The 13,475-nt window shown below is 61.0% G+C and carries 7 protein-coding genes and 1 pseudogene; 2 read left to right on the plus strand and 6 right to left on the minus strand.

Going from position 1 to position 13,475, the window contains the following annotated elements; translation table 11 throughout:
• Positions 1 to 201: 201 nt before the first annotated feature.
• The 3 genes from AC13QO_RS24250 to AC13QO_RS24260 form a co-directional block, all read right to left on the minus strand.
• On the minus strand, positions 202 to 828 hold the full coding sequence (locus AC13QO_RS24250; protein WP_488542091.1) for a response regulator transcription factor: 627 nt from the start codon (positions 826 to 828) through the stop codon (positions 202 to 204).
• A 51-nt stretch (positions 829 to 879) separates the two neighbouring features.
• Entirely contained in the window at positions 880 to 6,828 is a 5,949-nt protein-coding gene (locus tag AC13QO_RS24255; protein WP_488542092.1) for an AAA family ATPase, read from the minus strand.
• Between the two features lie 731 nt (positions 6,829 to 7,559).
• The gene (locus tag AC13QO_RS24260; RefSeq protein ID WP_245362238.1) at positions 7,560 to 8,183 is read right to left on the minus strand and encodes a CGNR zinc finger domain-containing protein; all 624 of its coding nucleotides are present in this window, start codon (positions 8,181 to 8,183) and stop codon (positions 7,560 to 7,562) included.
• Positions 8,184 to 8,266: 83 nt separating this feature from the next.
• Between AC13QO_RS24260 and AC13QO_RS24265 the strand changes: the two genes are divergently transcribed.
• Positions 8,267 to 9,229, plus strand: a complete 963-nt coding sequence (locus AC13QO_RS24265) for a DMT family transporter (RefSeq protein WP_488542115.1) — start codon at positions 8,267 to 8,269, stop codon at positions 9,227 to 9,229.
• Positions 9,230 to 9,238: 9 nt separating this feature from the next.
• On the opposite strand, the pseudogene AC13QO_RS24270 reads toward AC13QO_RS24265, so the two are convergent.
• From AC13QO_RS24270 to AC13QO_RS24280, 3 genes and pseudogenes are all read right to left on the minus strand, one after another.
• Positions 9,239 to 9,361: pseudogene (locus AC13QO_RS24270) on the minus strand (aldehyde dehydrogenase family protein); the annotation flags it as partial.
• Between the two features lie 40 nt (positions 9,362 to 9,401).
• Positions 9,402 to 11,495, minus strand: a complete 2,094-nt coding sequence (locus AC13QO_RS24275; RefSeq protein WP_488542093.1) for an ATP-binding protein — start codon at positions 11,493 to 11,495, stop codon at positions 9,402 to 9,404.
• Positions 11,492 to 12,232 carry a response regulator gene (locus AC13QO_RS24280; RefSeq protein ID WP_488542094.1) on the minus strand — a complete coding sequence of 247 codons (741 nt, stop codon included), beginning with the start codon at positions 12,230 to 12,232 and terminating at the stop codon, positions 11,492 to 11,494. The genes AC13QO_RS24275 and AC13QO_RS24280 overlap by 4 nt, the downstream gene beginning before the upstream one ends.
• Positions 12,233 to 12,447: 215 nt before the next feature.
• Between AC13QO_RS24280 and AC13QO_RS24285 the strand changes: the two genes are divergently transcribed.
• A complete protein-coding gene (locus tag AC13QO_RS24285; RefSeq protein WP_488542095.1) occupies positions 12,448 to 13,470 on the plus strand; it encodes an ABC transporter substrate-binding protein in 1,023 nt (340 codons plus the stop codon).
• Positions 13,471 to 13,475 lie beyond the last annotated feature (5 nt).

Here is a 13,475-nt window from a genome sequence, read left to right on the forward strand (position 1 = left end):
GGGAGGCGCGGACCCGACGCAGATTCTTGCACCGAGACGCGATAACGTGCGTCCTGTCTCTGCATGCTTTTTCAGCTGGGAAGAGGATAGAGCCGACGGGCTTCGGAACGTATTGCCGAATGAGATAAGCGACCAGCCGAATTGGCACCCCGACTATCCACCCGTGGCAGACGCCCGATACTTTGGTCTAGATATGTGAGCCTACCTGACCCACGCCGGCTTCGTCGTTAATCCGAGGCTGTCCGCCATCCGGACCAGGTCAACGAGAGATCTCGCCTGCATCTTCTGCATGACGTGGCCGCGATGAACCTTGACGGTCACCTCGCTCAGGCCCACTTGAGCAGCGATTTGCTTGTTGACGCTGCCCGCGACCACCAGGTTCATGATCTCGCGCTCGCGCGGCGTCAACGAATCATAGCGGGACCGAAGCTCGGCAATGAGCGCGACCTCCTGCCTGCGAGCGCAATCGCGCTCGATCCCGGCATAGGCGGCATCGAGCAATTCCTGCTCGCGCAGCGGCTTTGTCAGGAATTCGATAGCGCCGGCTTTCATCGCCCGCACAGAGATCGGAATGTCGCTGTGGGCACTGATAAAAATGACCGGAAGCTCAATTCCAAGGGAAGTGAGCATGCGCTGAAATTCCAGGCCGCTCCGCCCCGGCAGCCTTACATCGAGAATGATGCAGCCCGGAACGTCGGGGCGCTTACTATCCAAAAATTCCTGGCTGGACGCGAATGTCAGTACCTCAAGTCCAACCGAGCGCAGGAGATCGCCGAGTCCTTCGCGGACGGATGCGTCGTCATCAATGATGTAGACAATCTCCTTCATCCATGTCCCCAAGTTTTGCGCCGGTCAGGCGGCGCCCCGGACATGGATCAATTATTTCTCCTCGGTTGGTAATGTAAACTGAAAAATGGCACCGTGGGGCGCGTTTGGCGTGGCCCAGAGTTGGCCTTTGTGAGCCTCTATGATCGAACGACTGATCGTCAGGCCCATGCCCATACCCTTGGGTTTGGTACTGAAGAACGCCTCGAATATATCGCCGATCTTCGCCGGGTCGAGGATAGGGCCGCTATCGCGGACTGCCACCAAAACGGTGTTGGGTGCTGCCTTTTCAGTGCTTACGATGAGTTCGCGCGCTCCTTTTGGCATCGCCGCCATCGCGTCGTTGGCGTTCATGATAAGATTCAGGATCACCTGCTGGATTTGCACTTGGTCCCCTACGATCGGGGGCAAGCCGTCGGAGAGGTTTGTACGAAGCGACACCGCACTGCGTTCGAGGTCCGTGGACACCAGCGCAATCGTCTCGGACACGATGTCGTTGATATTCAGCCGGTCCCTGCGTTCGGGCGATTTCTTCGCCATTGCCCGAATCCGGTCGATGACCTCGGATGCACGAAAAGCGTCGCTGATCATGCGCTCGATGGCGCGACGGGCGGAGACGATGTCACGGGGATCCGCGTCGAGATAGCGAAGGCAGGCATTGCCGCTGCTGACCAGCCCGGTGAGCGGCTGTCTGACCTCGTGGGCGATGGAGGCTACAAGTTCCCCCATAGTGGTCAGCCTGCTTACATGGGCAAGTTCTGCTCGCGCAAGCTGAATGGCATCCTCGGCCTGCCTGCGGTCGGTGATGTCACGCGCCAGCGAAAGACGAAACCATTGCTCTTCCTGTCGGAATTTACCGACGCGAACCTCGACCGGAAACGTTGTTCCGTCCTTCCGCCGGTGGAGTGTTTCGAAAGTCATTGGATGTCCTGCGTCGACGCGATCCACCAATGTCGCAATCGCCTTTTCGTCGATAGCTCCGTCAAAGTCGCGCGGGTGCATGCCAATCAACTCCTCCCGGCTGTAACCGAGGCTTTCACAGGCTTGGCGGTTGACGTCTATGACGGTCAGATCGTCGGTATGGAGGAAAAAGGCATCGGTGGCATGGTCGACGAAGGTCCGAAAACGAGTTTCGCTTGCTCGCAGCCTCTCCTCTGCTCGCTTGCTCTCGGACAGGTCGAGCACGAAGGCCACGACCTGGCTCCCGGCCCCCTCGAAACTTGCCTCACCGATCATCACGGGTACGTGACCGCCGTCCTTTCGCTGGTACACCTTTTCAAAGGGGCGGACGCTGCCGGTCACTCTGAGCTCGGCCTGGGCCTCGGCGTCACGTTCGCGCCATTCCGGCGGTGTCAGCTCTTTATCGAGGAGCTGACCCGCCAAGAGTTCGTCACGGCTGTAGCCCACCATTTGCAGGAACGCCTCGTTGGCCTCGATTATCCGACCTTCGATGTCCCGGATAAAAATTCCGATGATGTTCGCTTCGACAAGCCGGCCTATTCGCGCTTCACGCTCTGCCAGGTCGTGGTAAAGTCCGGTGATTTCGAGCGTGCTGGCGGCTTGCGAGGCGATGAGCTTCAACACCGGAATGCGCCCCGGCGCGAAGACACGGCCCGCCAGAGTATTTTCCAGATACAGCGCACCGATCAGCTTCGCGTGATTGATCAGCGGCAAACAGAGAATGGATCTGGCCGCACGATGGCGGATATAGGGATCGGCCGCAAAGGCGTTTTCAGCCGACGCATCGTCGAGGCTGACGATTTCCCGCATACGCAGGACGTAATTGAGAACTGATTCCGGCATCACGCCGGCGACGGGCTCATTACGCAACTCGATGAGGACCGCTTCGCCGCGGATCGTCGCCTCAGCGGCAATCCGCGGTTCACCGCCGCGCGACAGGATCAGAAGGCCACGTTCGGCTCCCGCCTGCTCGACGGCCATTCGCAGCACCGTATCGATCAGCTTCTCGACAACGATTTCGCTGGAGACTGCTTGCGACACCTTGATGACGGTGGCGAGGTCGAGATGCTCGAGCGGCGCTTCGATCGTGCTTGTTGCAGCCGGTGCCGGTTGCCCATCCCGCAGTTGGCGATAGGCTTCTTCAAGCTGCCGGACCTTGCCGTCGGCTCCCCAACTGAGATAACAGCGACGGGCGCTTTCAAGATACAGGCGAGCAATCTGATCGAAGCCGCGCGCCCGGTAAAAGCCCGAAGCGCGCTCATACGCGATCGCTTCGTCGTGTGGGAGCGCGTGCGCACGCGCCAACTGGATCGCCTGTTCATAGAGGCGCTCGGCTTGCAACTCACGGCTTCCCAAGCGGGCGATCTCTGCGCCGAGCAATGTTGCGCGGCTTGCGAAATTCTCCGGACTGTGCGCGGCCCAAGTGTCGAGCTGCCGGCGATGAGCGCGTAGGGCCTTGCGATAAAGAGCTGTTTCAGTCGTCGGTCCTTGCAAAGCAGAGGCCAATGAAAGGCCGGTGTAAAAGTGATATTCCGCCCGCTCGAAAATAGCGGGAGTCATCCACAGGAGGCTTTCTGCTTTCGCCGCTGCCGAAAGTGCTGTGAGGGTATCCCCGGCAAATACACATGCCTGTAGCTTGCGGATCCAGTACAGGCAACTGCCCGGCTTGCCGTCGGTCTTAAGTTCGAATTGCTGCTCGTCGAACCCTTCATCGTTGAAGCATCCGAAGATCGGCGTCAGCCCGCGAAGCGTGCGGATGAGTTGGAGCTGCCCGCTGATGAAACCGACGGCGACTCCGAAGCCGGCCTGACGCGCGAAGTCCAGGCCGGCTTCCGCATCGCGCTGGACCTGTGAGAGGGGCTCGCCAGCGGCCAGAAGATAGGTCACAAGGTTATTCCGGCTTAAGACGGCGTAGGTGAGATCGCCGACCTGCTGTGCTGTTTCGAATACGCGCTGCGCAAGCGCACGGCCGGTGCGGACATGACGCGATGATGATTTCGCAAGGTTACCAAAGGCGAGGTAGACTCGTGCCTTCAGGCGTTCCATTCCAGGCTTTTCCGTCAGGTCCAGACCGAGCAGGCCGAACCGAAAACCGGCTTCATAGTTGCCAAAATAGGGCCCGAGCACCGTGCCCACAGCAGTGAAGGCATAAGGCGATGTGTCGCTGTTGCCGTGCTTGAGGCTGATGTTGCCCATTCGCCCGATAACGAGGCAGCGCAGATTCTCGTTGGTAAACAGGGCCGGAGTAACAAGTGAAGTCAGAACGTCCATGGTCGCGAGCGCGACAGGGTCCGCCATTGGGGGCGAGTTAAGCAGCGCTTCGATAGGGCGGCCCCCGAGTTGTCGCCAAAGCCGCGCGTATTCCTGGCGCACCTGGCCCCTGGTCGGGTGGGACGACCACGAAATGCCGACCCGGCGCAGGTAGTCGAGACCGAATATGATGGCCTGATCGCTCCGACCCAGGCTCATGAAAAGGTCGACGCGCAGGCGCGTGACGCGGGCCAGGTCGGCGAGGCTGGTGGCTCGGCTTGCCAATTCCGCGAGGCGGGCCTGCGCCTCCGCCGGTGCCCCTGTCAAGAATTCGCATTCGGCCCTGTGGAGTTCGAGGGCGAAAGCGAGTTCGTATCGGCGCTCCCAGGCATCGTGCGGCAGGTAAGCCGCACCCGTGCCGGCATAAGCCAGCGCCGATTCGTATGCAGCCGACGTCTTGGCGCGGCGAGTGGCAAGCAGGTTCAAGTCCGCGAGACGCTCTCGCTCTTCACCGGGCGCGATGAGCGCGCCGCCGCAGTTGAGTTGGCCGACAATCTCGAAAATATTCTCCTCGAGTGCCTGCGGCGGTCTATGCTTCAGCAGGAGGCGGCCAATGGAAAGATGTGCTGCCGCCCGCTCATCTTCAGGGATCAGCCCATACGCGGCCTCCTGAACACGATCATGCAGGAAGCGGTAAGATGACCCCTCTTCAAGCAGCACGAGTCCGGCCCGCGCCGCGGCCCAAAAGGCTGCATGAACCGCGTCGTGATTTTCGCTCCTGATCAGAGCTAGGGTATCAACCGCCGCGTGATTGCCGAGACACGCCAGCATGTTCAGGGCAGCCTGTGTGGTATCGGGCAGGCGCCGCAGCTTGCTTAGCATGAGATCCACGACGTTATCGGTATAGCCTTTCGCTCTTATGCGATCGAGATCCCAATCCCAGTGCGCCTGTTCGTGATTGAATTCGAGCAGGCCTTCGTCCGGCAGCGTGCTCAGGAACTGGAGCGCGAAGAAGGGATTGCCTCCGCTCTTCTTGTGCACTAGCCGCGCAAGCGGCTGGACACGCTTGCTTCCGTAATGAAGAGCGTCGGCCAGCATCCGGGTCAGATCTTCCAGCCTGAGCGGTGTCAGTACGATTTCATGCACTTGGCCACCGGCCTCCCGGATCGCTGTCAGCCGGCGGATCAGCGGATGGGTGGACGATACTTCGTTGTCGCGATAGGCGCCAATGAGCAGCAGGTGACGCATATCCTGCTGGGTGCACAAATCTTCAAGCAGATCGAGCGTCGCTGCGTCCAACCATTGGAGATCGTCCAGAAACAGCGTAAGCGGATGTTCTGCTGTGGCAAACACGCGCAGCAGCCGCCTGATGTTCAGATGGAAGCGGCGTTTGGCATCCTGAGGCGGCAGATCCGCAACCGCCGGAAGCCGGCCGATGAGAGATTCAAGTTCCGGAATGAGCGTTACCAGCAGCCGACCGCCCGCGCCCAGCTCTTCGCTTAAAGCAGCGCGCCATGGCGCGAGTTCCGCTTCACTCTTGCCCAGCAGCACTCGGACGAGGCCTTGCAGGGCCTGCGCTAGGCTCGCATATGGAATGTGACGCTGGTTCTGGTCGAATTTGCCGGAAGCAAACAGCCCACGTGACGGCACGAGCGCGCGGTGGAGCTCATTCACGACCATGGATTTGCCCACGCCGGCATGACCCGAAACCAGCACCAGCGTCGGACCAGCGCCCGCTACGGCCCGGTCGAATGCGGAGGTCAGGGCGGCGATCTCGCGTTCGCGACCGTAGGGGCGCTCGGGGATCACCAGTCTGTCCGGCACATCGCGCGTCCCGAGCGGAAATTCTGAGATCCGCCCATACTTCTCGCTCTCGACGAGGGCACGTCGAAGATCCGCCTCTAGCCCGGCGGCCGTCTGGTAGCGTTCCTCTGCGTTCTTGGCGAGCAGCTTCATCACGATTGCCGAGATAACGCCTGGTAGCTCTCTTGCACGCTCGGACGGCGGCACCGGTCGCCTGGCAACGTGGCAGTGCACCCATTCCATCGGCTCCGAAGCAGTGAACGGCAACTGGCCGGTAATCATTTCGTAGAGCGTGATGCCGACGGCGTAGAGGTCACTACGCGAGTCCACCGATCGGTTCATGCGGCCGGTCTGTTCGGGCGACATATATGCGAGGCTGCCAGCAATGACCTCAGGGGGCTCGGCGGCCTGGCGCTGACGAGAAAGATGCGATGCCACTCCGAAGCCCGTGAGACGAACCCGTCCATCCGCCTCGTCCGCCAGTATATTCGCTGGCTTGATGTCCCTGTGAATGAGGCCGCATCCGTGAGCCTTGCCGACTGCCGCCGCAATGCCCCTGGCAAGGCGCAGAAAGACAGTGAGTTCGCCTGCCATGCCATGGCTGTGCCGTCCCATCAACTGCGGGAGGGGCACGCCGCCGCAATCTTCGAGGACGAGCACGCCACGACCATTTTCCGTGGTGAAATCCAGCGGTTTGGCTGCCCACTCCCGGTCGAGTTCGTCTTTCAGGCGATACTCGTGGGCCAGTCTGTCGAGGCTGGTTCGATTGGGATGTTCGGCTGCAAGCTGCACCCTCAGAACGGCTTTTGATGCGCCGTTGCCGCTCCGGATCAGCTCTCGTGTAAAGATGCGATCGCCGTCACTCCAGGAGGATTGTGGCTCGTGGTACCTAAGGTCGGTCGAAGTTTGCTGGCCGATGGAAGCGAGAGCGCGCTTCCGTCCGAACATGTTCTTCCTGGTCTTCTGCGCATCTTTGACCGTGTCGTCCATGGCACACCGCTCGCTTCGATGCTGCCCGCATACCATCGGAGGTGCAGGCATCGCAGATCCAATCAAGCTTCACCGACTTTCCTCTCATGTCAACGAGCCTATGCTTCGGATTATGAGGCGGTCGCAGCTCTGCTGATCTTCGCGACTCGGGTTCCAGTGCCTGTTGTTAAGCCAGTTCCGCGAAGAGCAAAGCTGCGGCAATGCGGTTTCATGCTATAAGAGGCGCCGCGCCGGCAGGGGTGAAGGTCTTACGATCAAGCAAAACGCCGGCGCGGCAAGTCGGCCCGTGATGGGAGGGCGTTTCTTTTAGGGCCGTTGCAACAGTAACTCTGCCTGGAGCGCCCTCGCCATTATGCCAAAGTATATTTGTTTAGCCCTTTCGCACGATTTCCTAAACCAGACCAATTATGCCGGAAGTATCAGATCGCGCCTGCCTTGAGAGCAGCACCGTCTCGATCCCGAGTTTTGACATCTTCTTCGCGATCGCCGGCCCGCCGCCGTGGAACCGGAGAGTGGCGGTGAGAGGGCGTTTGCCTGCCTACAGCCATGGAACCAAAGATACCGCCGTCGGCCGGCCGAACGGGAGCTCAACGCGCTTCAGATGGCGCGCAATATGCTCGAACGCGTCGGGGGAAGGCGCCGCAGCATGTTCCTGGTCACTCGCGCCTCCGTCAATCTGCCGATCTCCGGGGCGCTCAAGGCTTCCTATACTGATGAACTCACCGCCATCATCAACGGTCGTCGCCGTGCGCGCGAAAACGCTTCACTCGGCTGTGTACCCCGCAACTTGCCTCCGAGCACCATCGCCGCCGGCCACCCTTTGAACGATCAAGGAAGAGCCAACCGCAGTTATCGCCCTTACACTCACGCACGCGACGGCGGCCGCTCCGGTTGGTCAACAGATCAGTAGCAGCGATAGCGAATAGGTGAAAAATATCGGACAGATCGTCAAAGGGGAGTGCCCAGACGAAGTTCTGATTTGACTTTAGGAGGGTCTGTCTTGCGCGGCCTGCTCTCGCCATTTCTACCACTGTGCTCAATGCTGGCTCGGGATAAGGAGCATCGGTATCCTCGGCAATGAATAGGGTGTAGATAGTTTCTCTAAGCCTTATCAAATTCGCCAGGGCGTCTTCTGCCTTGCCGGGATCGACCGCCGCGCGTTCCCTCAAACTTGCCAATCCCCTTGCATCGATGAGCTGAAGCCTTTCAACGAACGCCAGCACGTCATCGAACGACCGCAGGAAATCGGGCCCCCAACGGCCGCGGCGGCTGTCGAGGGTGTTTACCAGTTCAAGGGCAGGATGGCCGCCGCTCAGACGCATGTCGAATATTGATGAGGCCATGGTGCGGAACAAAAAGCAGGTCGCCAGATTGTAACGATATAAATAATGTTTATTCGTTACAGAACAAGGGCCTCTCTATGTCTCCTCGCAAGAACATGATCAAGTTCCTCATTCTTTGCCTCGTCTGGGGTCTGACGTGGATCGCCGTCAAGACCGGTATCGAAACCGTGCCGCCGATGATGTTCGCGGCGACAAGGTTTCTTTGCGCCGGCCTTCTGCTCTCAGGCTGGTCGCTGCGGTCCTGTCGCATATCGTTTGCGGCCGGTGAAGATTTGGTCAGGCTTGTCATTGCAAGCCTGTTGATGATCACACTCTGCTACGGTCCGCTGTTTTGGGGTATGCAGTTCGTTGCATCCGGGACAGCTGCCGTGATCGAAATGTCGCTTACGCCCTTGGCTCTGCTCGGGTTCGGAATATTGCTGGGGGAGGAACGATGGAGTGGCGCCCGAGCCCTTGCGATGATCATCGGCATGATCGGCCTCTCATTCCTGTTTTCACCCACAGTCGAATTTTCCAGCCTCTCCGGCACAGCCGGCATTGTTGGACTTCTTGCGATCAGCTGGAGTGCAGTATCGTCGGCCTGGGGATCTGTTTTGGCCAGGCCGCTTATCACCCGTTACGGCAGTACCCTCGTATCCGGCTGCACGACACTCATCGGAGGTGGAGGTCTGTTTTTGAGTTCACTGGTCTTCGAGCCCGAAGCAACCGCAAGTCTGCAGACATCGTGGAATTGGCAGGCAGTCGCGAGTTGGCTGTTCCTCGTCCTCTTCGGATCGCTGATCGGTTACAGCATCTATCTTCAGCTTATTCGTGACATCGGGCCCGCCCGGGCGGGCAGCTTTGCGTTCGTGTCGCCCATCGTTGCTGTCGCCGTCGGCGTTATGATCGCTGGCGAGGCTTTGTCTGCGGCGGGAATGTTCGGAATGATCCTGATGCTAATGGCAGCAGCCATTTGTCTCTATGGGCACCAGGATTCCTCGAGAAGTGCCCGAATCGACAATGGCGAGTTGGCCGACGGGAGAGCCTTTAACCGTCGCTGTAGAACGTTGATGCGATAGGCAGCAATCGAAGACGGCCGCTGACAGCCCATGTTCCGTATCATTGGCAATCCGGATCGCTTCGTCCTCTCCGGAAACGCGAATGATCGGCTTTACCGGGGCGAAGGATTCTTCCGCGCAGACGCGCATTTTGGTGTAATTCCATTCCCGACAAGCTGGCGTAGAACGCAATTCACGCCGGAAACAGAAGTTCAACGACAGTTCCTTTGCCCGGTGCCGAGGCAATGCGGGCATCGCCGCCGCTCTGGCGTACGAAGCCGTAAACCACGGCCAGTCCAAGACCTGCGCCACCTTCTGCTTCGCGGGTTGTGAAATAGGGCTCGAACGCCTTATCGACCGCTTCGGCCGACATGCCCATACCGTCATCGATCACGCTGACGGTCACGCCGGCCTCGCTACGGGCGCACCGGATAAGGATCGTTCCGCCAGCCGGCATGGCTGCAGCGGCGTTGAGGCAGAGATTGAGGATCGATTGCTCGAAGAGCGCTGTGTCGATGAGAACGGTGGGCAGATCGTCGGCTATCTCGAAGGCAAGCCGGCATTTTTCACCGATGGCGATTTCCAGCACGTCGGCCATGCCGCGCAGCACCGCGCCCATCTCCACCGCGTCCGGACGGATCGGCTGCTGGCTGCCGATGGAAAGCATGCTCCCGGCCAGCGACCTGCCGCGGTCGGCTGCCTTACGGATGCGGGCAAGGTGCCGCTTTTGCCGGTCGTTGAAGCCGGTTTCGCGCTCCAGCAGGCCGAGGCTGCCGGTGATGATGCCGATCATGTTGCCGACCTCATGGCTCACCTGATGGGTCATGCGCATGATGCCGTCGAGGCGTTGGATCTTTGCCGCCTCCGCCTCCTGCCGGTCCATGTCGGTGATATCGCGCGCCAGCAGCACGATGCCGCCGTCGGGTTGGCGCGATAGCGACACCTCAGTCACCCGCCCGGCATCGGAGCGGTGGCGCAGCACCGACCGGTCGGAGAGCAGGCCGGCGTCGTTTCCGGCCGGCAGGAGTGCCGGATCGATCTCCGGCAGCGGTGTCACGAAACGGCGGAGCGGCAATTTCCTGGCCGAACCAGACCAGCCGACCAGCTCGATGACACGACGGTTCATGGTGATCGGCCGGCCGCGCGGATCGAACAGCGCGATGCCCTCGTTCATGCTGCGGAAGGTGGAGCGGATGGTGCGGGCGGCGGCCTCCGCCGTGCGCCGCAGCCGCGTCACGCGCTCGACGCTCTCGCGGAACGCACGAAAGGCTTCGAGCAGGCGCACCAGCTCGGTTTCCGTGCCGTCATAGCGCGGCGCATCGACATCCTTGCGCCCTTCCGCCAGTGCGTTCATGCCGTTCGAAAGCGCAACAATGCCGCGTGAGACACGCATGACGGAGCGGATGGACACAATGGCCATTGCCAGGACGAGGAGCGAGGCGACGGCGACGATGACCAGGATGCGGCTCAAGGCGTCGGAGGTCGAGACGAGGTCGTCGCTGAGGCCGCGGGCAACGGCCTCGCTTTGGGTTTCAGTCGCGTGCGACAGATCGCGGGAAACAGTATGCAGGCGCGAGACGGCCGCGCGGATGGCAAACATTTCGAGGAGATAGCGTGTCTGTGCCTCGAAGACCCGTTCGTAAGGGGCAAGTTCGGCGGCGCCGATCCGGATGTCCGGCGCGGCGCGTTCGAGGCGCGGCGCGGTCTCGGAGACGTAGCGCCGCCGCAATTCGCCGAGCTGGAAGAGGCTATCCGAGTTGGAGGCGGATTGCACGACGGCATTCAGCCGACTGCGGAGATCGGCATTGGCGATGCCGCTGCCGGTCGCAATTTCGCCAAGCGCTGCGGCAGCCGCGGCCTTGTGCTGCTGGGCGGATTCCGCGTCGCCTGCAAGCGCCGTCGTCTGCGTGCGGATCGTTTCCAGCAGCTCGACGATACGGTTGCTCGCAAAACCTTTCACGACGGCCCCGTCGTTTTCAGGTTGCATGGCGCGCAGCAAAGTATCGACCTGCACGACGACAGAGCGGCTTTCGCTGGAGACCCGGTAGGGCGAGGTCGCGTTCATCAGGAAGGGTGCGCTGGAGACGAGATCGGAAACCTGCCGCGACACCAGCGAGGCCTTGGCGAGGCTCGAAAACGCCTGCAGGCCATAGGCGGCCATCTCCTGGCGCGCCCGCTGCAGGCCGTAGACGGCGATGGTCGCCAGGCTGAAGACGAGCACGCAGATGAAGGCGATGGCAAACGGCAGGCGAAAGGCGATGGAGGAGAGGAAGGGCCGGCTGATCACGATGCGATCTCGCCATCGTCGGTGTCGAGAACATAGCCCTTGCCGCGGCGCGTCTTGATATGGCGCGGCAGGTCCGGATTGCGCTCGATCTTGCGCCGCAGACGCAGCACGAGCACGTCGACATTGCGGTCGATATAGCGCTCGCTTTCGGCGCCCAGCCGGTCGAGGATATGCGCGCGGCTAACCGGTGCATTCGGCGTTTCGGCGAGGATTTCGAGCAGCGCGAATTCGGCGCTCGTGAGCGACTTGGCAGGATCTGTGCGGCAGATGGCGCGGCGGCTCTTGAGATCCACCGACCAGTCGCCGAGCTTCAGGGATGTGGGCTCGTGCTCCCGTTCGCTTTCCCGCTCCGGCTTCAACGAGGGGATGGTCCGGCGCAGCACAGCCTTGATGCGGGCCGTCAATTCGATCGGCTCGAAGGGTTTGACGACATAGTCGTCGGCCGCCGTTTCGAGGCCGAGCACCCGGTCCGCGGCACTGCCGGCAGCCGTCACCATGACGATGCCGATATTGGTCTGCGCCCGCAGGCGCTGCGCGAAGGTACGGCCGGAGGTGCCGGGCAGGTTATGGTCGACGAGCACGAGATGCACCGTTTCGCGCGAAAGCACGATCGCGGCCTCCTCCGCCGACGGCGCGGTGAGCGGCGTCCAGCCCTCCGCCTCCACGAGGTCGGAGATAAGCTCCGCCATGTCCGGATCGTCCTCGACGATCAGAATGCTGATCCTCTCATTCAACACATACACGTCCTCCCGCATCCATTATAGGCAGGGCCGTCACGATCTTCAAAGCGGGCTCGTGTTATGCGCTTTGTCACATTTGTAACCTTTGTCATTTTTGAGGGTTCGTCGCGGGCAAAGCTGTAAGAACCGTAACCATTCTTCGATTGCGCAAGGCAGCAGATGTGACATCCTGACTGCGGAGATTGGGACGCAAGGTCCAATGGGAGGAAATCGTGAGAGGCATCACCGCTTTCGGCGCGGTCGCGGCGTTGTGGCTGGCGAGCGCCAGCACCGGCATGGCTGCCCCGTCGCTCACCGTTTTGTGCGGTGTGGACGAGATGTGGTGCGCCGCGATGAAGGCGGCCTATGAGGCGAAGAGCGGGCACGAAATTTCGGTGACCCGCAAGAGCACCGGCGATATCCTCAATCAGATCCGCGCGGAGAAGGCAGCGCCGACCGTCGATGTCTGGTGGGGCGGCACGGGCGACACCCATCTGCAGGCTGGCTCTGAAAATCTTCTCGAACCCTACCAGCCGGCCCATGAGCGCGACATGCTGCCCTGGGCGCAGAATTTCTTCGCCATGTCCGGCGGCCGCTCGGCCGGCATCTATGCCGGGGCGCTCGGCTTTGCCTACAATGCCGATCTCTTACGCGAGCTGAAGTTGCCGGCGCCGACTTGCTGGAAGGACCTGACGGATACCGCCTATCGCGGCCGCATCCAGAGCGGCAATCCGAATTCGTCCGGCACTGCCTTCACCACGCTTGCGACGCTGGTCCAGCTCTTCGGCGAGGACGAGGCCTTCCGTTATCTCGCCGCACTCAATCGCAATATCGAGCGTTACACCCCTTCCGGATCTGCGCCTATCAAGGCGGCGGCGCGCGGAGAAACGCTTATCGGCATTTCCTTCATGCATGATGCCGTTACGCAGGAGCAGGCGGGCTATCCGCTTGTAATTGTCGCACCCTGCGAAGGCACCGGCTACGAGATCGGTGCCGTGAGCATCGTCAAGGGTGCGAAGAACATCGAGGAAGCAAAGCGCTTCGTCGATTTCGCGCTGAGCCCGGAAGGACAGGAGACCGGAGCGGCGTCCGGCCAGAACCAGGTGCCATCAAACGCGAAATCCAGCCTGCCGCTCGCAGCACCTGACATTTCGATGATCAAGATGGTGGACTATGACTTCGCCACCTTCGGCTCACCGGAAGAACGAAGTCGACTGCTCCGCAGGTTCGATGCGGAAATCGCCGCGACGAACTGACCGAG

Source organism: Rhizobium sp. CNPSo 3670 (genome assembly GCF_057784555.1).